We start from the raw sequence: 25257 nt of genomic DNA on the forward strand, positions 1-25257 counted from the left end.
ATTTGAATGGAGAAACGCGATAAAATAGCTGTTTTCACGGTAGTATTACTTCTGATTGGAATTTTTATTTTCTCCTTGGTTGGGCAACATAGCCAATGGATTGAGGCGTTTTATGCACGCGGGTTTTACCGTTCCTATAGTCATGTGCCAAGATTTATTTTTGGGTATGTTCCCTTTAGTTTAGGTGATCTATTTTATGTCCTAGTCGTTGCATTTCTACTCTATTCAATTGCTAAATTAATCGGAAATTTATGGAAAGGAAGATGGAAAAGTTCTTTTCGTTTGGTTTTGACTATGATCAATTTGGTATTAGGTCTCTATTTTTTCTTTTACCTATCATGGGGTATGAATTACTATCGTGAACCAATCAGTATAAATGCCAATTTGAAAGTTGATAGCTTAAAGTTAGCGGATTATCTCGTGGTTTTGAATGGGTTTTTGGACAGTACAAATAATCTGCGGGAACATGTGGATCCATCCGAATGGGAAGAGCATAAAGAAACTATTCAAAGGGATTTGAATACATGGGTACAACAGGATACGGCTTTTGCAGATTTCCTGTCAAGAGGTCAAATTAGGGCAAAATCACCCATAAATAGCAGGATAGTTTCTTTTTTTGGTGTCTCAGGTTATTTTAATCCGTTCACTCATGAAGCGCATGTTAATAAAGCCATGCCGGTAACCTTTTTACCTTTTACTACAGTGCATGAACTTGCGCATCAACAGGGAATTGGTTTTGAAGACGAGGCGAATTTTATCGCCTTTGCTCGCTTACAGCGACATCCACAGATCTTTTACCGATATTCGGCTTATCTACAGACCACACTGTATATGTTACGTGAACTGCAGGTTATGTATCCTGATTTAGGAAAAGATTACAAGGGAAGATTAAGCGCAAAAGTATTGAACGATATGGAAAAAGAAAGGTATTTCTGGAGTCAATACACAGGTTGGGTCGACGATGTGATGGGATTGTTTTATAATCAATACCTCAAGCACAACAATCAACAGGAAGGCATAGCACGATACGATCGGATGACACGGTTGGTGTTGGCCTATGAGCTTAAAAGAAGAGGTTGTAGATAATAATGAGTCCATTAAAAAAGGCGTATTAGAGAATAATACGCCTTTTTTATGGATTAAGGAATTTTGTTATTGTGTTGAAATTAGTTCAAATGTACCTTCAGTTCCGGCACTGCCCGAATAAATTTGCCCTTGAGGCAAGCCTCTCAATCCGGTGGGAGCGGTTTTAATCCGATCATAGATGTTTCTCAAGTCCGTGTTTGCATTGACAGCCCGCCCACCTGCTGCAACATCTCCATAAATATAATTAGGCGCTTTTTTATTTGTTGTCTGAGGTTTAAGGCTACCAGTTGTTAAATTGACTTTAATTTTTCCTCCGTTACCATTCGGAAAAGTTTTGGTGCCATTAAAAGCGTCATCTCCCTTTGCAATGATATAAAGAGAACCTAATTTTTGAAAATTAGCATTGATGTCAAAATTTGCACCATTATTCTTTCCATCTGTTCCATAGATGGTTGCTTTATTTCCAATTTCAGCATAACCAATTGTTAGCTTGACATTTTTCTTACCATAGAACGAAAGGGTAGAATTGTCTTTCATGATTAAGGTATCGATGTGCATGACAACAGTAGAGTCTCTATTATCGATATTTTTTTTCGCTTTTTTGCCAATTTCCAGTTTAGAAATATGTTGTGTTTCTTGTGCTTTCCCAGTGAAGGTCATTGCAAAGCAAAGAAAAAAGCCTAGAATAAATTTAAATTTCATAAAACTTTTAATTAATTGTAACTAACTAGTAGTTTGACAAATAAAAGGTAAAAGAGTTTAAAATTTAGCGAGATATTTTACAATTAATTTGGCCGTTTTCTCTGATGCGCCAGGAGAACCTAGCTTTTCGGCTAAAATATCATAGTTTTCCATCACACTTGCACGGTGAGCTTTGTTATTGATAAGTTCACCTACTTCATAGGAGATATCGTATGCCGTGCATTCGTCTTGAATCAATTCCCGTACTGATAAGAAATTGTTAATTAGATTGACTAGTGAGATAAATTTAACCTTGATGACTAATTTGGCAATCCATACCGATATTGGGTTAGCTTTATAAACGACAACCTGAGGTACTTTCAAGATACCTGTTTCGAGTGTAGCCGTTCCACTCGTTACGACTGCGGCTTCTGCGTTATGGAGAATGTCGTAGGTTTGATTGAAGATTACGGGAATATCAATACCTTTAAAAAATTGCTTGTAGTAGGCTTCATCAAAATTAGGCGCACCGGCAATGACAAATTGATGTACAGGAAAGAAAAATGGAAGTTCGGCCATGATGGGAAGGAGGTTGGCAATTTCCATTTCGCGGCTTCCGGGTAAAAGGGCGATCAAGGGTTTTTCTGAAAATCCATGCTGCTCCCTGAACTTTGGGTTGAATTGATAGGCTGAAATCGCATCCAACAGCGGGTTTCCAACGTAATCAACGGGCATGCGCCACTTTTTATAAAAATCTACCTCAAAAGGCAGAATACAAAACATATGGTCGACAATCCGTTTGATTTTCTTTACGCGGCCTTGATTCCAGGCCCACACTTTAGGGGAAATATAATAACATGTTTTGATGCCATTTTTTTTTGCAAAATCAGCAATTTTCAAATTGAAGCCAGGGAAATCTATAAGAATGACGGTATCTGGTTTTTCTTTCAATAGATCATTTTTAACAAGTTTGAGATTCCTAGATATCTTTGGCAGATTTTTTAAAACCTCTATAAAGCCCATAAAGGCCATTTCTGAAGTATGTATCAACGCTTTTTTTCCCGCCTCTGCTTGCATGAGATTGCCCCCTACGATTTGGAAAGTCGCATCGGGGTCTTCAATTTTTAATGCTTTAATAAGATTGGCACCATGTAAGTCTCCTGAAGTTTCACCTGCAATAAGATAGTATTTCATATGTCAATGATTTTATTCTTTATGATCTTATGAGATATCTTTTTTTCGTTAAAACTGCGTTTAGTCTTAACCATGGATATTTCATTCAAATGATCGTTTTGAACTGTTAAAGATAAGATTATTCTAGGTATATGATGAATTGGAGCATATTATTCCATATCTTTAATTAAAGATGTTCAAGTTTTGAAGAAAATATCCGAAGTATAAAAGGTAAATAGTAATTTTGTCTTATGCAACGATTGTGGTCCTTAATAAGAAATAAGTATTTGTTAGCCGCTTTGGCTTTTCTCGTGTGGATGTTGTTTTTTGATCGAAATGACTTTGCCACGCAGTATAGTTATCAAAAGCAGAAAGCGAATTTGGAAAGTGAACGCTCCTTCTACCTCAAGGAAAATGCGGCTATCATTAAAACAATAAACGATATTCGATCAAATCCGCAGGAAGTACAACGTATTGCACGTGAGAAGTATAAGATGAAAAAAGATAATGAAGATATTTATGTGATTACTAAAGTAGCACCTAAAGAGAATCATTAAGATCTACGATATGATATAAAATGAGAAACAACGGCCATCATGTTTACATGACGGCCGTTGTTATATAGTATATAGATATGGGTATTTTAATTTGCGGCTTGGGCTACTAGACCAATATATAAAGGTTTCTTTTCATCATTAGCCTTGCCTATGAGTATTAATGAATAATAATAACCTTCAACCAATTTAATGTCGCTACGTGTTGCGATAGTTTTTCCAGCTTTATCACGAGCGGTGACAGTGAATGTGCCACTCTTTTGAGCAATAAATCCCTGATGGGCACTTGCTGAATTTTGTGTTTCTTGTGCTCTATTGGTCCATTCTGAGGGGGAAGCCTGATCGCCTATTTTCAGGGTAACTAAATCTGTACCTTCAGCAAGATTAAAGAAGCGTAAACCAGACTCTGTATTTTTGATGTCTTTATTGATTCGATCTGTTGTGATCACCTGTACGGGTTTGGCTTTAGTTCCAAATAAAAAGGATGTATAGATGGTGCTATCTTTGATTGTTACAGTTGTATCCGTTAATTTCGTGTTATATTCAGCGGAAACTGCAATTCTACGTGCTCCTGTAAATAGCCCAATTTGAGCATAACTCTTGAATCCCAATGGGTAATTAGGGTTTTGAAGCGGGCCGCCGTCTGCAAAATATATAACTGCATTGGCATCCGTGTATCCATTAACCATGGTAAGCAATGCGGCAGGAATTGGCTGGTCATCGTTATCTTTTAGACAGCTTGTTAAAAAGAATGCCGCTAAAGCAATAGCAATAAAATTAAATAATCTATAGTTTTTCATAACCGTGTAATATTAAAATTTGTTTTTGTGACTCACATTGCGCTTGTGTTGTCTATTATACGGAGATGACTGACACTTTGCTACAGCGATTTGTAAAAATAATAAAAATCCATATTTAGACCTCGTTTTTTATTCCGATGACCTTTGTAAATGAATATATAAAGTAGTTGGTTGGACCGACAGCGGATCAATAAGGGTTCCTAGGCAAAATTTAGTCGGTGTGAGGGGAGGGATTTGGTTATGTTCGCTGCGCATTGTGATTCTGGTTCGTGTTTGGTTTAGCGCGAGGATTTGGATTGTTAAACTAGTAATCCTAATTTTGAAGTATGAACAATAGAATCAAAAGAATTGCGAAGGGAATGTTTGAGCAGTTTAGGCATCGTAAAATTACGGAATCTGAATTTGTACAGGCGGAGGCAAAAGCGAGGAATCTAGGAGGCTATATGGACGACTTCAACGTATTAATTGCGATGTGTAAGGACACCATTACGGGGAAGTATAAAATGGACAAATGGAATTTATCGATTATTATTGGAACGATACTTTATGTGGTTTCGCCAATTGATGCAATTCCCGATTTTATTCTCGTGGGCGGGTGGATAGATGATGTGGCCATTGTGGGTTATGCGATTCGCAAACTCAGCGCTGAGATGGAACAGTACAAGCGTTCAAAGTTTCCTGTCGAAACGAGATAAATAAAAAAAGCTACTTTAGAAAAGTAGCTTTTTTTATTTATTATTGAAGTTCAATTAGTGCTTAAAGTGTCTAACACCTGTTGTCACCATGGAAATTCCTTTTTCATTGGCCATATCAATTGACAATTGATCTTTAATTGAACCACCAGGTTGTAACACGGTTGCTATTCCAGCTTCCGAAGCAATCTCCACACAATCAGGGAAAGGGAAGAAGGCATCAGATGCCATCGCACAGCCTTTAAGGTCAAAACCGAAAGAAAGTGCCTTCTCAATAGCTTGTTTCAAAGCATCTACACGAGAAGTTTGCCCTACGCCTGAAGCTAACAAAGTACCATTTTTAGCAAATACGATTGTATTTGATTTGGTGTGTTTTACAATTTTGTTTGCAAAATAAAGATCCTCCAGTTGTTCAGCAGTTGGCTCTACTTGCGTTACCGTAACCATTTGTTCAGGTCCTTCAATCGTATTGTCTTTATCTTGAAGAATGACGCCGTTCAATAAAGTTTTGAACTGTTGTCCAGGTAATGTAACCTCTTTACGAACCAAAATAATTCTGTTTTTCTTTGCGGTAAGTATAGCAATCGCTTCTTCAGAATAAGAAGGTGCAATCAACACTTCGAAGAATAATTTATTGATCTCTTCAGCTGTTGCCGCATCAACTTGTCCATTCGTTATTAAGACTCCACCGAAAGCTGAAACAGGATCACATGCTAAAGCATCTAACCAAGCTTGTTTGATTGTTGACCGTGAGGCAACTCCACAAGCATTTGTGTGTTTTAAGATCGCGAATGTAGGCTCTGTGAACTCATCAATCAAAGCAACGGCAGCATCAACGTCAACCAAATTGTTGTAAGATAGTTCTTTACCGTTCAATTTGTCAAACATCTTATCTAAGTCGCCGAAGAAAATACCTTTTTGGTGCGGGTTTTCACCATAGCGCAACACCTGCGCTTTTTGCTCAGATTGTTTAAAAACCTGAAGCGGATTTTCTTGATTGAAATAGTTGAAGATTGCCGTATCGTAATGCGAGGATGTATTGAATGCACGTTTAGCAAATTCTTTACGTTGTTCCAACGACGTATTACCTTCTTGGTTTGCTAGTATTTCTTCCAATTCTTTGTAATCATTTTTGGAAGAGATAATAACCACATCGTTAAAGTTTTTAGCGGCAGCGCGTATCAATGAAATTCCACCGATATCTATTTTCTCGATAATATCTTGTTCCGATGCACCGGAAGCAACAGTTTCTTCAAAAGGATACAAATCCACAATAACCAAATCGATCTCAGGTATTTCATACTGAGCAAGCTGTTGTTGATCCGACTCAAGCGGGCGGCGCGCCAAGATACCGCCAAATACTTTTGGATGCAATGTTTTTACACGGCCTCCTAAAATGGAAGGGTAGCTGGTGAGGTCTTCAACTGGAACAACATCTATCCCTAAATCTTTGATAAATGTTTCTGTTCCACCAGTGGAATAGAAGGTAACACCGTATTTGTTTAATAATTCAACTAAAGGAGCGAGGCCGTCTTTATAATAGACTGAAACCAATGCATTTTTAATCTTTACAGAATGGTTCATTATGATGGATTTGTTTCGTGGCGCAAAGATAGGTATTTAAAATCTTGATATCAATAAATCAAGTACTTTAAATAGAAAGGAGAATCTGTTTACGAGATTCTCCTTTCTAGATTGTTTTAATTTTATACCAAATTGAGCTTTAATTTTAGCTCTTCAGAAATTTGGTTGGTGATTTCCCAGATTGGCTCTGGTTCATCGGTATTGTTAAATATGACCTGATCGCAAGTGTCCTGATAGGGCAGTAGGTACTCGTTGTAGGAGGGTAGAACATGGTTTACCCATTTGTACATGACATCATCTTCAAAGTATCCCCGTTCGACCAGATCACGGTGTAAGCGTCGTCTTAACGCGATATCCTGATCAGCGCTTAAAAATATCTTATGATTGATTAAATTATTTATCTCTGTATAATAGAAAATGAATAGACCTTCAATAATTAAAATAGGTGCCGGTTTAATCTCTAATATTTTGGGTGTTAATGAAGGGTTGTTAAATGTATACTCTTCTTTATATATTGTCTCACCGTTAAAGAGAGCCTTGATATCTTTATAAAAAGCATCTCTGTCGATTGATGTCGGAATATCGAAGTTATAGAGCCTATTTTCCTCCTGAGTTTTAGTATTGGCAGGGATGTAATAATCATCTTGGGAAATTAAGGTCACCTCATGTGGGTTAAAATGTTTTAAAAAGCTATTTAAAAAAAAAGTCTTCCCAGAACCACTACTTCCGGCAATTCCTATGACATACGGTTTGTTATTCATTCTTACTATGCTATAAAAGCTATTTTATTCTGTTAATTTTCTAGAGGTAATCCATACGCAATTTCAACCTGGAAGCGTTTATCAAGTGCGCCTATGCTCGCGGCGGCAGACTTTGACAACACGACAATTGCATTTTGGTTTTCGGCATTATCATTAAATTTACCAACCACTTTTGCATAAGTCACACTTTTGGTCATTGGGTTAGTAATTTTTAAAATAGTACCTACTGGAGCTGACTTATGAAGAGCGAGGTTGCTTGTACCTTGAGATGATAGCCCATCAATCCAGACGCCAATACCACGTTCGGACTTTTCACGTATTCCGTAGCGGTTTGTTGAAATTTGATTTTCTTCTTTATCATCACCGTCAGTAGAATCGGGGCTTACAATTTCGATTCCTTTAGGTTCAACTAATTTTGGTCGTTCAGGAGGCAGGGGCTGATTGGGGATCATGAGTTTCATTCCACCGCCAATAACATTATTTTTTAAGTTATTTGCTTTTTTGATGTCTTCAACAGAAATACTGAACCTTTTAGATATGGCATAAAGTGTCTCTTTCTCACCAACGATATATTCCGTGAAACCTTCTTGCTGCTGCGGATTACGCGGATTTTGCACTGTCATATTTCCACGGTCATTGTTTACTGTTGATTTCGCTTTTCGACCTGTTGGAATCTTAACAATTTGACCCAGGCTTAATCTTCCATTACCGTTTATTTGGGTCAATTGGCCTACCGTCGTTTTATACTTTTTACTTAACTGGTAATAATTATCTCCTTTTTCAATTTTGAACAGCACGTATTCTTCACCATTGATTGCTTCTGTTCCTACTGAATCAGGGATAAAATCAGCGCGTAAAGAAGTTGAGTTTTTTGCTTCAACTTGTTGAATAGCTAATATCGCGATGGATAGAATAGCTATCTTTTTATATGTCTTTAATTCGAATAAAACTTTCATATATTTTGCAATTATACTAAATACGAAACAAACTCCCGTTTATTATCTGTCAAAAGGAATATTTGTTCGTGAATAAGAAAATAAATGTTGAAGAGCTTTAGTTCCAGCTTGGAAACTGCAATAATAGACTCTGTCAATGTTTCTCTTGTGGATTGCACTAGCCTGATTTGATAACAATTGTTTCTGTCTTTTTCATAGAAAGCCCAAATAAAGTAGTCATTCACTGTATTTATCCAGATTTCACCATCAATTGGGAAATCCTTCAAAAAAAGGGGTATTTCACCATTGTAGATAATAGGATAGACGAGCTCGCTAGCATAAGGTTTAAAGAAAATTTCATTTTTGCTTTCAATCGACATCGATTGGAGGTTCAAAAATAATTGGAAGCCTTCTGCTATTACTTTTGGTCTAATAAGCACGCCTTGATCAACCATACCGATGAATATGTAGTTGAACCAGGTTTCTTGAAGCTGCGGATTGTAGCAATCGATTACCTGTATGCCTGCGTCAATAGGTGAATTATTGGCAATCTTCTTAAGTATTAATTTTTTGCATTGAATTCCTGCTAGGACCCACTCTTTGGCTATTGCCTTGAAGTCTTGTAATACGTAAGTTCCTTCAAAAGTGATGACATTAAAATAGGGAAAGGTATCATCTGGATTTCTTGTCTCTATAGCGATCAATTTATTCTCCGCATCGATTTCTATCCGCCAAATGGGGTATGTAAAAATGAAATTGAATGCTTTTGAAATTGTGTGATTTGCCATGTAATTTTCAATCCAAGGGGACAAACTTAGATAAAGTTACTTTTATATACAAGTATAATCACGCGTAAACTGATTTTATCGTGTTTTATGTTTGTTTTAAACAGTATTTTTCTCAAAAAAAAGTCCAGACATAGCTGGACCTTTTTTTTGAGAAAAATATTGTTTAAAATTTAGAACCAATTGTTAGTACAACATTAGTCCGTTGATTTTTTATATCGGCTACCGGACTAGCATTATTCCAGTAGTTCTCATTAATCAAATACGGGCTTTCTTTGTAATTGACTGCATTATACGCACCGGTCAAATCAACATACATGCCGCGGCCAAGTTTAGCGCCGATACCTAAAGATGCTGTATAATTCGTGTAGTCTGCATTTTTATAGGGGTTGCCACTGTAATTGAAACCAGCTCTTCCGCTGAATACATTATCAAACATCACTTCACCACCAATTCGGGCATTAAATGCACCTTGGTAAGTATCTTTGATGTTTTGATTCATGTTCTTTTCTAACGTTTTACTGTAATTTCCCACATCTTTAAAACGCATAGCGGCATAGTCTACCCATTCGACATCAGCCGTTATTAATCCTCTTGAGAATAATTGGCTTGCCCCAAGAGACAATTTATAGGGTGTATTCATGTTATACTCCAAGTAACTGTGCCCTGCGTCATCACTGGTTCTATACTCTTTAAATGATTTGTCTTCATTTGGTCTGAAGTAACGGAACTCAGAATTGCTATATGATTCATCCCGGATGCTCATAAATGTAGGTGACTTAGCAGTGAATCCCATGCTAAACGTTGGCGTAAATTTATAGATTACCCCAAGTTTAAAGTCTACACCGGTACCATCAGTGGCCTGCGCATAATCATCATATAATTCATAATCTTTATCCAACATGGCATACTTTTGGGCATTGGTTGGTTTTAAAAATTCTGAATCTTTGTTGATGGCTTTTAATTGGTCGGCGGTCATTGTTTGACCATATTCAGTAAACCAGCTGGAATTGTCGTACGTAAACGCAGTGAAACCTAAAGAGGCTCCCAAATACAATTTGTTGCTATAATTCGCACCAAATGACAAAACAGATTCGGATTTACTACCTTTTTCTAAGATCGAGTTTACTTGATTAAAGCCATTTTTTCCATCAAAAGTTCCGCCAACAGTAATTGGGATATAGGCACCCGCATTTTTGGGGTCTACGTCGAATAACAAAGAGTTGTTATAGACTTCCTGACCCCAGCCTTGAGTTCCTCCGACATCTGAAAGACGGTCTGAATAAGCATCTGATATCGAACTCGTATTATTTACTCCTCGATATTCTAACAGGTTGTTATAGACGTAATTTCGGTTGTAAGCAATACCAACATTGAAATTTAACCAGCCTCGATCTAAGTTCCCGCCATTGCGGTAAGTTGGTAAGTGAAAAACAATTCCAGCATTATCTAAGTTGAAATTGTTCTTGCTACTGTTTGAATTTTGACCAAAATAGTCGGTTTTGTTTTTATTGTTCAGGTACCTGCCAGTTACTGATATATCAGACTGATTGAAGTAACCCAAACCTGCGGGGTTACTCGTAATCGAACTTATATCTCCACCTAATGCGGTAGATGCATTTCCCATGGCCTTAAAACGAGCTGTTCCGCCATTGTCCCCTTGGGAGAATAAAAGTACATCTTTCGTATATTGCGCTTGAGTAGTCCCTGCTGCACCTAAAACGAATGCAGTTCCAAAAAGTAATTTTTTGATTGTCATATGCTAAAATATCGTCAATAATAATCAGTAGCACACAAGATGCTGCGTGCTACTGTTTAAATGCTTTTAACTATCGAGTACGTCCTCCACTTGATCTTGAGCTACCGCCTCCAGAGAAGCCTCCTCCCGAAGATCTAGAACTACCACCTCCAGAAAAACCACCGCTAGAGCGGGAAGATGAACCACTATCATAGCTTCTTGTTGGCGGAGTATACGACGGTCTTGACGTTGAGCTTGGGTTGCTGGAACGTGTTTCCATCGAACGGCTCATCGGACGAGATACCTCTCCCGAACTGTTTCGTGATCTGGAATCATTATTATAATATCCGCTAGAGGTGCTACGTGTGTTGTTTGGATAGGAGCCATTGACTCTGTCTGACGTTCTTGAACGCATACCGTCTGAGTAAGCTCTGTTCGAAACGCCATCTGATGTTCTTGTTCTTCCTCCAGTTCTATCGTATGAAGAACTCCGTGAAGATACCGTGCCATCAGAATTTCTTGATCTACTAGCAACGGATGTGATTCTGCCTCTAGAATCACGTGCTACGCCAGTACGGTCGTATCCTCCAGAACTCCGAGCAACACTGTTACGGTCATATCCACCTGAAGTTCGGGTTCGTGATGATGAACTGCGCGTGTTATAGTTATCTCTGTATACAGATCTACTTGATGCATAGCGTGGTCTTGAGTTACCCCAGTAGCCACCGCCCCAGTAACCGTTTCCATACCAACCAGATCCCCAATAGCCGCCGCCATACCAGCCACCCCAAGGTCTGTAACCGCCATACCAAGGAGAGCCCCAGCCCCAGCTAGATCCCCAACCCCATCCGAGGCCGATAGACCAGGATGAACCCCATCCAGAGTTCCATCCCCATCCCATTCCGAATGAAGGGCCGTATCCATACCAACCACCGAAACCATAACCATACCATGGATCAAAAAATGGGTCAAAGTACGTCATGCCCGGACTAGCGTAATAGAAACGATTGATACGGTTTGCATATTCAAGATCTTCATAGGAATCATTGTTGTAATCCTGATCAGAATATTCGTCATCATAGTAACCACCTTGTGCCTGTCCGTTTGGTTGGGACTGATCTGCATCTGTGTAATAGTAATCTGGGCTTTGATAAACCTTTTGTCTCGCTTGCCCATTATTGCCATAGACATCGTCGCCATAGATTTGCCTACTTGTACCGCAGGAACCAAGCATGAACGCTCCTGTTATGGCAAGTGCTCCGATAAATAATCTATTTTTTTTCATAATATCCTAAATCCTTATTTTCGATTATACAGCCTTATTTACTATCTTAGACGCAGATTTCTCGAAGGGGTTTAATCGAAGTAATCAAAAATACAAATATTTTTTATTGAACGCTTTTCGTATTAGAATTACAGACGGGATTTAACGTAATAATGTTACAATAATTTATCAATTTCATATGAGTAAAGGAATAACAAGTCGTGCTGAAGATTATTCGCAATGGTATAACGAGCTTGTGATCAAAGCTGATCTAGCTGAAAATTCAGCTGTACGAGGCTGTATGGTGATCAAACCATACGGGTACGCTATCTGGGAACGGATGCAAGCGATCTTAGATAAAAGATTTAAAGAAACAGGTCATAGCAACGCTTATTTCCCTTTATTCATTCCCAAATCGTTTTTTTCAAAAGAAGCTGCGCATGTGGAAGGTTTCGCTACCGAATGCGCGGTAGTAACTCATTATAGATTAAAAAACGATGGTACAGGTAAGATCGTAGTGGATGAAGAGGCGAAATTGGAGGAAGAGCTAATTGTACGTCCGACTTCTGAGACGATTATATGGAATACCTACCGTGGTTGGATTGAATCTTATCGTGATCTTCCAATTTTGGTCAACCAATGGGCCAACGTCGTACGATGGGAAATGCGTACACGTCTTTTCTTGCGTACTGCGGAGTTTTTGTGGCAGGAGGGCCATACAGCTCACGCAACCAGAGAAGAGGCTATTGAAGAAACCGAACGTATGCTTGATGTCTATGCGGAATTTGCTGAAAAGATATTGGCTGTGCCTGTTGTACGTGGTAGAAAAACAGAAAACGAACGTTTTGCGGGTGCCTTGGATACCTATTGTATTGAAGCATTGATGCAAGATGGAAAAGCATTGCAAGCAGGAACTTCTCATTTCCTCGGCCAAAACTTTGCAAAGGCGTTTGACGTGAAATTTACGTCTAAAGAAGGAAAATTGGAGCATGTTTGGGCGACTTCTTGGGGTGTTTCTACACGTTTGATGGGTGCATTGATTATGGCTCACTCAGATGATCAAGGATTGGTATTGCCACCAAAATTGGCACCAATTCAAGTTGTCATTGTTCCGATTTTTAAAACTGATGCAGAAAAAGCACAGATCGATGAATTCGTGAATCAGTTGACAAAAGAATTACGGGTGAACGACATATCCGTAAAATACGACGATCGGGACACTCAACGTCCGGGCTTTAAATTTGCAGAATGGGAGTTAAAAGGTGTTCCTGTACGTGTCGCAGTCGGGGCAAGAGATATGCAAAATGGTACGGTAGAATTAGCGCGACGTGATACCCAAACGAAGGAAACGGTTGCTCAGGAGGGCTTGGCCGGTACTATTGTACAATTGCTAGATACTATACAAGAAAATATTTACCAAAAAGCATTAAATTTCAGGACATCGCATTTCACTGAAGTGAATTCGTATGATGAGTTTAAAGAAGTGCTGGAAGGTAAGGGTGGTTTTATCTCTTGTCATTGGGACGGAACAACAGAAACAGAAAAACGCGTAAAAGAAGAAACCAAGGCAACAATTCGTTGTATTCCTCTGGATGCGAAAGAAGAGGAAGGTGTTTGTATCTTTACCGGGAAGCCTTCAAATCGTCGTGTACTCTTTGCAAAAGCCTATTAATAGTCTTATCAGAATATGAGGATACTCATTTTGGGATGTGGTTGGCTTGCAGAATCTTTTGCGCTACATATGAAGTATCAAGGCCATGAGGTTTGGGCTAGTACGACAACATCTGAAAAATACCATCGGCTTAATGCCGATGGTATTTTTTCATTTATTCTAGACTTTGATTATGAAAACTTTCCAGCAAGGATAGATTTACCTACTCAATTTGACTTCGTATTAAACAGTATTCCGGCAAGTCAGAAAAATAGTGTAGCGATTCTTGAAAACAGATTTTTGAATATTAAATCATTTTACAGGCACATTACTTGGAAGAAACAAGTCTTTCTGAGCTCTATTGGAATTTATCCGGATAAAGATGCTGTATTTGATGAATTCTATGCAGATACAACCGAGCTCTCATCAAAACTCTTGCTTGCTGAAGCATGCATGTTGGGATTGGCTGATACCATAATTTATCGATTAGGAGGTTTGTTTGGTAAAAACCGTGTTTTTGCCAAATATTTTTCCGAACGTATTTGTACGACGGGTGAACAGCCAGCCAATTTTGTTCATATCGATGATGTGATCAGACTGTTAGAGGCGGCATCTTGCAATGTGCTTAAACATACTGTATACAATGTTGTTGCTCCCTTACATCCTAAAAAAAAGGACGTAATTCTAGCGTCGGCAAAAAAATATGGCTATATTTTGCCACTTGCATTCGAAGCAACGAATACGATTCAAAAAATAGTTAGGGGTGAATTACTTCAAGAGGAACTGGAGTATGAATATGTCCTGCCTGATCCTTTGCAATTTTAATTCATTTTTATTTTAAAAAGAAAAATGAATTTGTGACTACCACGGTGAAAAAATTAAATAATTTCATTATTTTAACATCAATTCTACTATGGGAAATTTAAGTAGAGGGTCATATTTGCGGGAATTTACCAATATCGAGAAATTTTTGCCAGATATTGGTGTTTTCCTTTGAACAAACCGATAATAGATTAGTATTTTAACAGCATATTATAATAGAGCCATGACAAATGTAGAGAGACATCAATATATCTTAAAACAATTAAAGGAAGTCGGCGTAGTTCAGGTAATTGATCTATGTGAGGAATTGGGCGTTTCCTCTGTGACCATTCGGAAGGATTTGACCTTGTTGGAAGATAGTGGATTGTTGTTTAGGACGCATGGCGGGGCAACACAATATAATCCTTATACGACTGATCGTACCGTATTTGAAAAAGAGAAACTTCGTTCGGATGATAAAAGCAGGATCGGGAAAAAAGCGGCTGAAATGATTGAGGAAAATGATTCCATCATTATAGCTTCAGGAACGACCATGCAGTCGCTAGCAAAGCAGATTGTTCCTAAAGGAAATATTACTGTAGTGACTTCGGCATTGAATGTTGCAATGGAATTGATCAAATATCCTTCGGTTGAAATCATGCAGATGGGGGGGACGCTTCGCAAGACCTCAACATCCGTAACGGGAAAGTATGCAGAAAATTTATTACAGGATTTTTATTGCAGTAAATTGTTTTTGGGTGTAGACGGGATTGACCTGGAGTACGGGGTATCAACGTCAAGTGCGCAGGAAGCTCAATTAAATCGCATTATGATCGATACGGCTCAAAAAGTTGTCGTTCTTGCAGATTCTTCCAAATTTGGAAGAAGAAGTTTCGGACGAATTTGTGGTTTTGATAAAATTGATATATTAATTACCGATGACAAAGTAAATACAAGCTTTGTGGAATCGTTAGAAAAAGCTGGGGTAAACGTCATAGTTGTTTAACACAGTTTAACAAAAAAAACTCAAAACTATGCTCGACTTTTTATCATAAAAAATGTCCCCAAAAGAGTGTTTAACTTTTTGGGGACATTTTTTCTATGGATAGTTTTTTTAGCTCAGTGCCGGCTCCTGCTGGCTTAAACAGTGGAAACTTCCCAGCCCCCAAATAATGTCAACGGAATTTATACCGATGACTTTACGTGTAGGGAAACAGCCTTGGATAATATCCAGTGCTCTTTGGTCATTTTTATCGTTGAAGATCGGTACAACAACGATATCGTTTGCAATGTAGAAATTAGCATAAGAAGCAGGCAATCTTGTTTCGTCATAGATGACCGGTGCTGGCATTGGGAGCTCAACGATATGCAGTGGCTCTCCATTTAAGAGTCTAAATGAACGAAGTGTTGCTAGATTTTCTTGAAGTATCTCGTAGTTTTCATCCCTTGGATCTTCCTCGACAACTGTTAAAACGGTGTTTTCGTTGACGAAACGGGTAATATCGTCAATGTGTCCATCTGTATCGTCTCCAACGATACCGTCTCCAAGCCATAAAACCTGTTCCTGACCGTAAAATTCTTTTAAATAAGTTTCTATCTGCTCTTTTGTCAGGTGTGGATTTCGGTTTTTATTCAATAGACAAGCCGTTGTTGTCATGATTGTTCCTGCGCCATTAAACTCAACTGAACCGCCTTCCATGACGATATCAGGGACAAATAGAGGAAGGTTGAATGTTGTGGCAATACGTGTCGGAACAATATCGTCCAGGTCGAAAGGAGGGTATTTTCCACCCCAGGCATTATAGCCCCAGTCGACTACTGCTTTTTGATTTGTTGCTTGGTTAATAATAAAAGCGGGACCGTGGTCTCTACACCAAGCATCGTTAGTCGGATTAAAGTAGAATTCGATATTGCTAAAATCTGTTGTCACTTCTTTGAGTGCGGTAATAGCAAAATTTTGCATTTCCTCATTAGCGACGTTAATCCTTACTTTTTGCCCTGCTGCTACGGCTTTAATAAATTCGCAATAAGGTTTGTATATTGTTTCGATCTTCCCGGGCCAAGATTCCTCTTTATGTGGCCAGCTCAACCATAAGGCTTCTTGCTTTGCCCATTCTGCAGGAAAAGAGAAGCCCTGTTGTTTTGGGGAATTGTCAAAATAGTCCAGGGTGAATGTTTTTTTTTGTTCCATACTTATTTTAGCGGGATTAAAAAAGCCATTTCAGTTTGTTTCAGCACAGTGGTATGCCTTCGAAACTGAAATGGCTAGCATATCCAATATTAGTCTTCGTCAATAAAACGTTTGGTGATCGGCGCGTATGTTTCGATTCTTCGGTCTCTCAAAAATGGCCAATGTTTTCTGAAATAGTCCGATTCATTTAAATCTAGTTCGACGACCTCAATTTCTTCTTTGTCATGTGAAGCAAGGTAGAGTAATTTACCTTGTCCATTCGTCACGAAGCTTCCACCCCAGAATTTCATTGCACCATTTTGTTCAAATCCCACACGGTTAACGGATACAACAGGAACGCCGTTTGCAACGGCATGGGAGCGTTGTATTGTTTGCCATGCATTATATTGATCTTTGTTGGTTTCTTCATCTTGGTCTGTTGCCCATCCGATAGCAGTAGGATAGAATAAAATTTCGGCACCCATCAATGCGGTAATTCGAGATGCTTCCGGATACCATTGATCCCAGCAAATTAAGATGCCTATTTTTCCAAATTTTGTTTTGAATACTTTGTAGCCTAAATCGCCTGGTGTAAAATAGAATTTTTCGTAAAACGCAGGGTCATCTGGAATATGCATTTTGCGATATTTTCCTAAATAGGAACCGTCTGCATCCAATACAGCGGTTGTATTATGGTACAGTCCTTCTGCTCTTTTTTCAAATAATGAAGCGATAATGACGACACCTGCTTCTTTAGCAACAGCCGATAGGGCGTCCGTTGATGGACCCGGAATAGCTTCAGCCAGTGCGAAATTGTCATAATCTTCCACATCGCAGAAATATAAAGAGGTAAATAGTTCTTGCAGACACACAATTTGCGCACCTTTTGCAGCGGCTTCTTTTACTTTAGCGATAGCTTTTTCGAGATTCTCTTGTTTGCTTGCGGTACAGCTCATCTGTACAACTCCAACTTTTACTTTGCTCATTCTTTAATGCTTATTTTAATACAGCACAAAGATACTATTCTTAAATTGGATTTGGTCGGTAGGAGAAACAAAAAGAGCTCTTAGAGCTCTTTTCGTAATCTTGCTACCGGAATGTTCAATGCTTCCCGATATTTTGCAACCGTTCGCCGCGCAATATTGTAGCCTTTTTCTTTGAGAATCTCAGTGAGTTTCTCGTCAGCCAAGGGTTTCCGTTTATTTTCTTTTGCGATGCACTCCTCCAATATTTTCTTAACCTCTTTATTGGATACTTCTTCACCAGAATCCGTTTGAATAGCTTCAGAGAAAAACGATTTTAAGAGAAATGTTCCAAATTCTGTTTGTACGTATTTTGAATTTGCTACCCGCGACACAGTTGATATATCCATATCGATTTTGTCGGCGATGTCTTTTAATATCATTGGTTTTAGCTTACGATCATCACCTGTGAGGAAATAATCATATTGGTATTCCATGATTGCATTCATTGTTTTTAGTAGGGTTTGTTGACGCTGTTTTATTGCATCAATAAACCATTTGGCTGAGTCAAGTTTTTGTTTGACAAATTGCACAGCCTCTTTCATTTTTTTATCCTTTTGATCCGATTTCTCGTAATGTTCAAACATGTGTTGGTAATCACGACTTATGCGGAGCTCAGGTGCATTTCGGCCATTTAAAGTCAAATGCAGTGTTCCATCATTATTGCTGATATGGAAATCCGGGATAATATGTAGTTGCTTGCCTGCTACTGCGCCAGAATCTCCTGGTTTTGGATTAAGTTTTAGAATTTCGTTGACTACGTTTTTTAAATCTTCTGATGAAACGCCTAAAGATTTTTCTAATTTATCATAATGCTTTTTAGTGAATTCTTCCAGGTAATTCGCTACGACTTTAATAGCGAGTTTGATTGTGGGATTTTGTGTGTCCTTTTTTTGTAATTGGATCAATAGGCACTCTTGCAGATCTCGTGCTCCAATTCCTGCAGGCTCAAAATCTTGAATTACCTTTAGCATATCCAATACTTCCTGTTCATCGGTCATTACATTTTGGCCAAAAGCGAGGTCGTCGACAAGATTGATGATGGGCCGGCGTAAATAGCCGTCATCGTCCAGACTGCCAATAATTTGCTGGCCAATTAAAAAGTGCTTGTCATCTAAAGCTAAAAGGTCTAATTGTTGTTGTAACTGCTCATAAAAGGAGTGCTGAATTGCAACAGGCATTTCTTTTCGGTCGTCATCGTCATCTCCGTAGTCATAGCCATTGCCATAATCTTTGAAATCATCTTCCTGGATATAGTCTTCTAAACTAAAGTCTTCTGAGTCGAATCCGTCTTCATTGTCAAAGTTGTCATCTGGATCTTTATCGGGGTATTCTTCTATAGGATCGGTCATATTAGTCAAGCTACCATCTTCTAACGCAGGGTTTTCTTCTAATTCTTCCTTGATTCTCGCATCTAATGAAACAGTCGGAACCTGCAACAATTTTATAAATTGTATTTGCTGCGGGGACAATTTCTGTAATAGCTTTTGTTGTAATGTTTGTTTTAACATGCTAATAGTTGACTTTTTTACATCTAAATTTAAACAAATATCATTATTATTTTAAAATAAAATCGATAATAAATAAAAAATGGGTATAATATTTGTGGAACGCGGGAAAAAGTTGCAAAGAAATTTGAGACTAGGCCTTTTTCTACCTATAGGTCTTTTGTTGTTTAATCGTGGCTGTAATTTCCAAAATCCACCCTTTCGAATTATGTCGTATTTTACAGTTGTTTGGCAGGTGTTTTTTATTGTTAAAAAATGTAAATAGTTGATTACAGCGATTTATTTAGTTGTATATTTAGCCCCTGAAAATAGATAAAAAGGCATATTGGACAGGTGTAAAACCTTTTGCTGGTCGGATGTGTTGAATATAAGATAAATTTCCATTTATGTTTAAACGTATTAAGAATAGGATTCTTCGTTATCTTGTTATAGCAGTATATTTTATCATTATATTGGTGTGTGCTATACAATTGAATTTTTTGTGGCTCTTTGGTTATTCTCCAACAAAAAAGGATATCGTTATGCCTAGTGTTAATATCTCTACGGAATTATACACGGCAGATAGTGTTTTAATTGGACGGTATTTCGACGAGGACAGAAATCCAATTCCATTTGATAGTATTCCGAAGTCTGTTACTAATGCGTTGATTGCAACTGAGGATGTTCGTTTTTATAGCCATAATGGTGTTGATTTTTTTGGTCTAGGATCAGGTATTATCTCTACATTAAAAGGGGATAAACGAGGCGCGAGTACAATTACGCAACAGTTAGCTAAAAATCTTTATCGTACTCGTTATAATAAGGCCGGTGGATTGTTGACGCGTCTTCCCGTGGCGGGTCTAGTGATCACGAAGTTTAAGGAGTGGATGACGGCTTATAAATTGGAGCAACGTTATTCCAAAAATCAGATATTGGAGATGTATTTAAATACAGTATCCTTCAGTAATAATGCCTATGGGATTGAGACTGCTGCAAAGCGCTATTTTTCGAAAGGAGCGAATCAATTGAATCAGACCGAAGCTGCTGTTTTGATTGGCATGTTAAAAGGTACGACTTTATATAATCCTATTCGTAATCCCGAAAATGCTTTTGTGCGAAAAAACACCGTTTTAAGTCAAATGTATAAAGGTGGTTTTCTGAAAAAAGAAGAGTATGATAAACTGGTTAAGGAGAAGATTGTTTTGAATACAAATAGTCAAGATCTTAATGCGGGTGGAGATTCTTACTTACGTGCTGCAGTAGCTAAATGGTTGGAAAAATGGTCTGAGGATAACAATTATGATATCTATACAGACGGTTTGAAAATTTACACGACGATAAATTCTAAACTTCAAAAGCATGCTGAAGAGGCTGTGGCGAAACAAATGATTGAATTACAGCAACGTCTAAATAACACCTGGGAGGGCCAGGAGCCTTGGCGTGATTTATCAGGTAAGGTTATACCCAACTTCTTGGATAATTTGGCAAAGAAAACTCCTTATTATGCTTTTTTGAGTAAAAAATATGCGAATACCCCTGATAGCATCAATTACTTCCTAAATAAAAAGAAGAAGATCGAAGTTTATAATTGGAAGGATGGTGGTAAGATCCAAAAGGATATGTCTACAATGGATTCTTTGAAATATTATGCCATGATGTTAAATGCAGGCATGATGTCTATGGATCCGTACTCGGGTGAAATTAAAGCATGGGTGGGTGGGATCAACCACCAATATTTTAAGTATGATCACGTGATGCAGGCGAAGCGACAAGCAGGGTCTACATTTAAACCTTTTGTATACTTGGCTGCTTTGGAGTCAGGGATGTCTCCGTGTGATAAGATTACGGATAAACCTGTTACGATCAAGATTGATAAAGGAGATTCTGTTGAGGTTTGGGAGCCTAAAAATGCAGATTGGAATTTTTCCTATCGTGAAATGTCGTTGCGTCATGCGATGGCGCGTTCCATTAATTCGGTTACGGTTCAGTTAACTGATATGGTTACGCCCGCGAAAGTTGTTGATGCGGCACATCGTTGTGGTATTACAAGTAAATTAAATCCTGTTGCCTCTGTGGGGTTAGGACCTAATGATGTTTCTGTTTTTGAAATGGTGAATGGGTACTCGACGATGATGAATCACGGTGAGCGTGTCTCACCTTTATTGGTGTCTAAGATCGAGGATCATGATGGTAATGTTATTGCCACTTTTCAGGCGGAGCGTAAACAAGTGGTGGATAAACAAGATGCCTGGTTGATGACGTATATGCTGCGGGGTGGTATGGAAGAACCTGGAGGTACATCTCAGGGATTGTGGGAATGGGATTTATTTGATAAGGAAAATGAAATCGGAGGAAAGACAGGTACTTCTTCCGAATATGTAGATGGTTGGTATATGGGAGTGACTAAAGATTTGGTGACAGGTGTTTGGGTTGGCTGTGACGAACGGAGTATTCACTTTAAAAATTCTCATTCGGGAGAAGGTTCTCGTACAGCATTACCAATATTTGGGGTGTATATGGAGTCTGTTTATAAAGACAAACAATTGGGGTATACGCAAGGTAAGTTTCCTAGTCCTACTGTTGAAATTACGAAATCTTACAAATGCGAAACTCCGCGTTATAGTGATCCGGAACCAGAGCAAAGTGATTCGACACAAGTAGAAGAGCCCGCTGATGAAGGATTTATCGGGCCTGAGGAAGAGGGAACGGAGCATCCTGTTGAGCGTAATCATACTGAAGGTGCTGATAGCGGAACGAGTAGCGTAGGGTCATCCTCGTTGGAGGAGCTTGGTAGTCAAAACTGATAATAGTTAAGGATATATCTAAAAAATAAAGATGGCCGCCTAGTTTAACTAAGGTGGCTTTTTTTATGCTAGGCTGCGTGGTTGGAATCTCTCTTGGTGAACGTTTGGTGTTGCTGAGGGAAAAGATTATTCCAATTAGGATTATATTTACGGATGAGCCTTTCGACTTGCATGGTTGTAAAATGTTGCAGTTCACTTATTCTCTTATTGGCGGTCTCCGAATTTGTGAAAGATTCTGTGTAGATTATTCGATTTAAGCTAGGGCCCTGGTTGAAAATAAAATTATTGGACTGCTGTAGTTCCATTACTGTACTAAAGATGTTGGAACTGAGACCGATTTTAAAGTGTTTCCGATTGTTGTCAGTTGATATATATACAATAAAATTGTTCATAATGCTAAATTATTTGGACGTTTAAAATATATTTACTAATTTTATTGGCACAATATTACTAATAAAATTAGTTTTTGCAAAATATTTTTTTGAAAAAATAATATGTCAAATATTTCGTCCAATCTGAAATTCCTTCGAAAAGGAAAAAAAATCACCCAGCAACAATTTGCTGATCTTATGGAAATTAAGCGTGCGTCTGTCGGTGCATACGAGGAAGATCGAGCAGAGCCTAAATATGAGTTATTAAAGAAGATTGCCGAATTCTATGGTTTGACTATGGATGAGTTGGCAAACGATGTTATTGATGACAAATGGAAGCCGGTTCCTAAAAGCAATGCCTCAAATTTAAGGGTGCTTAGTGTGACTGTGGATGCAGATGATCGTGAAAATATCGAACTTGTTCCGGTTAAGGCTAGTGCGGGGTATTTAAATGGATATGGTGATCCAGAATATGTTGCTGAGTTGCCAAAGTTTTCGCTACCTATGTTTGGTCAGGGGACATTTCGTGCTTTTGAAATAAAAGGGGATTCGATGTTGCCTTTACCTTCTGGTTCTATTATTGTGGCCGAATACGTAGAAAATTGGCATGATATTAAACCAGGAAGTACCTATATTGTCGTGTCGAAAGAAGATGGTGTGGTGTATAAACGCGTTGCTTTTAAATTTAAAGAGGATAAAGGTTTGAAGCTTGTTTCTGATAATAAGACCTATGAGCCTTATTGGGTAGAGACTGCTGATATTCTTGAAGTGTGGAAGGCTAAGGCTTTTATCAGTACACAGCTGCCCGAACCTACTCCGGAGCCAACCATAGAAACCCTGACAAGCATGATGGCGCAAATGCAGAAGACGATTAATGCAGTGGTGGATGGTTCTAAATAGTGGAGAATTATCTACGTATTTTTATTATTTAGTCACGCTGTGAAGATGATTGCAAGGACTGAGGAGCGATCGATAACTTATTTTTATAGGGACTGTAGGTATATTCAATATAAAAACAATCTATCTAAGTTTGTTTTTTATTTTATAAAATGCTATATTTGCATATCTGAAAGGAAGGGGGCTCGTATTGCCCCCTTTTTTTAATTCAATTAATTTAGCATTTCTAGAAACAGAACAATGCAGCATATAGAAAAGAGAGTTATTGAACTCATCGCGGAAAAAATTGCAGATCGCGAGGATTTGTTTATCGTCAGTGTGAAGATGCGCCCAAATAAAATTCTCGAGATTCTTTTGGACGGAGATAATGGTGTGAATATTGATGATTGCGCACAGGTGAGCCGTCATGTTGGTTTCCACTTGGAGGAGGAAAATGTAATTGATGATGCTTACCGTTTAGAGGTTTCATCTCCAGGTATTGATGCTAATTTTGTTAATATCCGACAGTATCAAAAGAATATAGGTCGTACAGTTCAGGTAAAGTTGAACGATAATACAAAAGTTGAAGGTACATTATTGACCGTAGACGAGATGAAGATCAATGTTCTTCAAAAGATAAAAGAAAAAGGTAAAAAAGCACAAGAGGTAGAAAAAGAACTTCCTTTTGATCAAATAAAAGCAACAAAAGTGGTAATTTCATTTTAATAATAATGAGTAACAGCAACATCAATCTGATAGACTCTTTTCAAGAGTTTAAGGAGTTTAAGAATATCGATAGACCTACTGTTATTACAGTATTGGAAGAGGTTTTTCGTAGTATGATCCGTCGTCGTTTTGGTACGGATGAAAATGTGGATGTTATCGTGAATCCAGATAACGGAGATTTGGAGATTTGGAGGACGCGTGTCGTTGTTGAAGATGAGTTTTCAGAAGATGATGACCTTGAAATCGAATTAGCGGAAGCTAGAAAGCATGATGAAGATTTGGAAGTAGGTGATGATTTTATTGAACAGATCACATTGGAAAGCTTTGGTCGTCGTGCAATTTTAGCGGCACGTCAGACGCTTGTATCTAAGGTTTTGGAATTGGAAAAAGACGAGGTCTTTAAGAAATATAAAGATAGAGAAGGAGAGTTGGTCATTGGTGAGGTCTATCAGATTTGGAAAAAGGAGATCTTGGTATTGGATGAGGACGGGAATGAACTAATTCTTCCTAAATCAGAGCAAATCCCAGCTGACTATTTCAAAAAGGGAGATGGCATTCGCGCAGTTGTGCATAAAGTAGATATGATGAATAATAATCCGAAGATTATTATTTCACGTACTGCACCTGCGTTCTTACAACGTTTATTTGAACTTGAGGTTCCTGAGATTTTCGATGGTTTGATTACGATCAAGAAAATCGTTCGTGAGCCAGGGGAAAGAGCGAAGGTTGCTGTTGAGTCTTATGACGATCGTATTGATCCTGTAGGAGCTTGTGTTGGTATGAAGGGGTCTCGTATTCATGGTATCGTTCGTGAGCTGCGTAATGAGAATATTGATGTAATTAATTTTACAACAAATCATTCGTTGTACATCGCTCGTGCTTTGAGCCCTGCAAGAATTAGCTCAATCAAAATCGATGAAGAAAATAAGACTGCGGCTGTATATTTAAAATCGGATCAAGTTTCTTTAGCCATTGGACGTGGGGGACATAATATTAAATTGGCTGGTAAATTGACTGGTTATGAAATTGATGTTTATCGCGAAAATGACGAGTTTGATGAAGATGTCGATATCGAAGAATTCAGCGATGAGATTGAAAGCTGGGTTATTGATGAATTGAAACGTGTCGGCTTGGATTCAGCGAAGTCGGTGTTGTCTCTTAGCGAGGAAGAGCTGGTTAGACGTACCGATTTGGAAGAGGATACTGTTCGTGAGATTGTACGTATTTTACAAGCTGAATTTGAATAAAATTCAGCTCGTTAATTTTTTTCTATCTAACATTCGGAATAAATTGTTT

At 38.3% G+C, this 25257-nt stretch carries 23 protein-coding genes; 10 read left to right on the forward strand and 13 right to left on the reverse strand.

Annotation, left to right across the window (positions count from 1 at the left end; translation table 11 throughout):
• Positions 1–6 precede the first annotated feature (6 nt).
• Positions 7–1086, forward strand: a complete 1080-nt coding sequence (locus B3600_RS16780) for a DUF3810 domain-containing protein (protein WP_286753752.1) — start codon at positions 7–9, stop codon at positions 1084–1086.
• A 66-nt stretch (positions 1087–1152) separates the two neighbouring features.
• Here B3600_RS16780 and B3600_RS16785 read toward each other — a convergent pair whose 3' ends face one another.
• Positions 1153–1788 (reverse strand): hypothetical protein, encoded by a 636-nt coding sequence (locus B3600_RS16785; protein ID WP_046675459.1) that lies wholly within the window; start codon positions 1786–1788, stop codon positions 1153–1155.
• A 57-nt stretch (positions 1789–1845) separates the two neighbouring features.
• Complete coding sequence (lpxB, locus tag B3600_RS16790) at positions 1846–2961, reverse strand: lipid-A-disaccharide synthase (protein ID WP_046675460.1); 1116 nt, start codon at positions 2959–2961, stop codon at positions 1846–1848.
• A gap of 230 nt (positions 2962–3191) precedes the next feature.
• On the opposite strand from lpxB, the gene B3600_RS16795 reads away from it, so the two are divergent.
• Complete coding sequence (locus tag B3600_RS16795) at positions 3192–3497, forward strand: FtsB family cell division protein (protein ID WP_070567789.1); 306 nt, start codon at positions 3192–3194, stop codon at positions 3495–3497.
• A gap of 86 nt (positions 3498–3583) precedes the next feature.
• Here B3600_RS16795 and B3600_RS16800 read toward each other — a convergent pair whose 3' ends face one another.
• Entirely contained in the window at positions 3584–4294 is a 711-nt protein-coding gene (locus B3600_RS16800) for a DUF4397 domain-containing protein (protein WP_070567787.1), read from the reverse strand.
• 326 nt (positions 4295–4620) lie between these two features.
• On the opposite strand from B3600_RS16800, the gene B3600_RS16805 reads away from it, so the two are divergent.
• Positions 4621–4989, forward strand: a complete 369-nt coding sequence (locus B3600_RS16805) for a YkvA family protein (RefSeq protein ID WP_053003880.1) — start codon at positions 4621–4623, stop codon at positions 4987–4989.
• A gap of 54 nt (positions 4990–5043) precedes the next feature.
• On the opposite strand, the gene purH is transcribed toward B3600_RS16805, so the two are convergent.
• The 6 genes from purH to B3600_RS16835 all read right to left on the reverse strand — a co-directional run bounded on the left by purH (position 5044) and on the right by B3600_RS16835 (position 12074).
• Complete coding sequence (gene purH / locus B3600_RS16810) at positions 5044–6570, reverse strand: bifunctional phosphoribosylaminoimidazolecarboxamide formyltransferase/IMP cyclohydrolase (RefSeq protein ID WP_286753753.1); 1527 nt, start codon at positions 6568–6570, stop codon at positions 5044–5046.
• Positions 6571–6692: 122 nt separating this feature from the next.
• Complete coding sequence (locus B3600_RS16815; protein WP_046675464.1) at positions 6693–7331, reverse strand: uridine kinase family protein; 639 nt, start codon at positions 7329–7331, stop codon at positions 6693–6695.
• A gap of 32 nt (positions 7332–7363) precedes the next feature.
• The gene (locus tag B3600_RS16820; RefSeq protein WP_286753754.1) at positions 7364–8287 is read right to left on the reverse strand and encodes a LysM peptidoglycan-binding domain-containing protein; all 924 of its coding nucleotides are present in this window, start codon (positions 8285–8287) and stop codon (positions 7364–7366) included.
• An 11-nt stretch (positions 8288–8298) separates the two neighbouring features.
• Positions 8299–9054, reverse strand: coding sequence for a hypothetical protein (locus tag B3600_RS16825; RefSeq protein WP_112376119.1), 756 nt, complete (start codon positions 9052–9054; stop codon positions 8299–8301).
• Between the two features lie 163 nt (positions 9055–9217).
• Complete coding sequence (locus B3600_RS16830) at positions 9218–10810, reverse strand: hypothetical protein (protein WP_286753755.1); 1593 nt, start codon at positions 10808–10810, stop codon at positions 9218–9220.
• A 70-nt stretch (positions 10811–10880) separates the two neighbouring features.
• The gene (locus B3600_RS16835) at positions 10881–12074 is read right to left on the reverse strand and encodes a hypothetical protein (RefSeq protein ID WP_084823262.1); all 1194 of its coding nucleotides are present in this window, start codon (positions 12072–12074) and stop codon (positions 10881–10883) included.
• Between the two features lie 178 nt (positions 12075–12252).
• Here B3600_RS16835 and proS point away from each other — a divergent pair, with 178 nt between their 5' ends.
• The 3 genes from proS (at position 12253) to agaR (ending at position 15511) form a co-directional block, all read left to right on the forward strand.
• The gene (gene proS, locus B3600_RS16840; RefSeq protein WP_046675471.1) at positions 12253–13725 is read left to right on the forward strand and encodes a proline--tRNA ligase; all 1473 of its coding nucleotides are present in this window, start codon (positions 12253–12255) and stop codon (positions 13723–13725) included.
• A 15-nt stretch (positions 13726–13740) separates the two neighbouring features.
• Positions 13741–14529: a GDP-L-fucose synthase gene (locus B3600_RS16845; protein WP_286753756.1), complete on the forward strand. Its 789-nt coding sequence runs from the start codon at positions 13741–13743 to the stop codon at positions 14527–14529.
• A gap of 220 nt (positions 14530–14749) precedes the next feature.
• Positions 14750–15511 carry a transcriptional repressor AgaR gene (gene agaR, locus B3600_RS16850; RefSeq protein WP_046675473.1) on the forward strand — a complete coding sequence of 254 codons (762 nt, stop codon included), beginning with the start codon at positions 14750–14752 and terminating at the stop codon, positions 15509–15511.
• Positions 15512–15619: 108 nt separating this feature from the next.
• Here the strand turns inward: agaR and B3600_RS16855 are convergent, their stop codons facing one another.
• The 3 genes from B3600_RS16855 to rpoN form a co-directional block, all read right to left on the reverse strand.
• Positions 15620–16696, reverse strand: a complete 1077-nt coding sequence (locus tag B3600_RS16855) for an agmatine deiminase family protein (protein WP_286753757.1) — start codon at positions 16694–16696, stop codon at positions 15620–15622.
• An 89-nt stretch (positions 16697–16785) separates the two neighbouring features.
• Entirely contained in the window at positions 16786–17661 is an 876-nt protein-coding gene (locus B3600_RS16860) for a carbon-nitrogen hydrolase (protein WP_112376122.1), read from the reverse strand.
• 80 nt (positions 17662–17741) lie between these two features.
• Positions 17742–19208 carry an RNA polymerase factor sigma-54 gene (rpoN, locus tag B3600_RS16865; protein ID WP_112376123.1) on the reverse strand — a complete coding sequence of 489 codons (1467 nt, stop codon included), beginning with the start codon at positions 19206–19208 and terminating at the stop codon, positions 17742–17744.
• 518 nt (positions 19209–19726) lie between these two features.
• Between rpoN and B3600_RS16870 the strand changes: the two genes are divergently transcribed.
• Positions 19727–21988 carry a penicillin-binding protein 1A gene (locus B3600_RS16870; RefSeq protein ID WP_312352068.1) on the forward strand — a complete coding sequence of 754 codons (2262 nt, stop codon included), beginning with the start codon at positions 19727–19729 and terminating at the stop codon, positions 21986–21988.
• A 68-nt stretch (positions 21989–22056) separates the two neighbouring features.
• Here B3600_RS16870 and B3600_RS16875 read toward each other — a convergent pair whose 3' ends face one another.
• Positions 22057–22380, reverse strand: a complete 324-nt coding sequence (locus B3600_RS16875; protein WP_112376125.1) for a GIY-YIG nuclease family protein — start codon at positions 22378–22380, stop codon at positions 22057–22059.
• Positions 22381–22482: 102 nt separating this feature from the next.
• On the opposite strand from B3600_RS16875, the gene B3600_RS16880 reads away from it, so the two are divergent.
• The 3 genes from B3600_RS16880 to nusA all read left to right on the forward strand — a co-directional run bounded on the left by B3600_RS16880 (position 22483) and on the right by nusA (position 25208).
• Complete coding sequence (locus B3600_RS16880) at positions 22483–23259, forward strand: XRE family transcriptional regulator (RefSeq protein WP_070567758.1); 777 nt, start codon at positions 22483–22485, stop codon at positions 23257–23259.
• 237 nt (positions 23260–23496) lie between these two features.
• Positions 23497–23961, forward strand: coding sequence for a ribosome assembly cofactor RimP (gene rimP / locus B3600_RS16885; protein WP_075993376.1), 465 nt, complete (start codon positions 23497–23499; stop codon positions 23959–23961).
• Between the two features lie 5 nt (positions 23962–23966).
• Entirely contained in the window at positions 23967–25208 is a 1242-nt protein-coding gene (gene nusA / locus B3600_RS16890) for a transcription termination factor NusA (protein WP_070567754.1), read from the forward strand.
• Positions 25209–25257 lie beyond the last annotated feature (49 nt).

Origin of the sequence: Sphingobacterium sp. UBA2480, from assembly GCF_002341965.1 — a bacterium.
Taxonomy (GTDB): Bacteria; Bacteroidota; Bacteroidia; order Sphingobacteriales; family Sphingobacteriaceae; genus Sphingobacterium; species Sphingobacterium multivorum.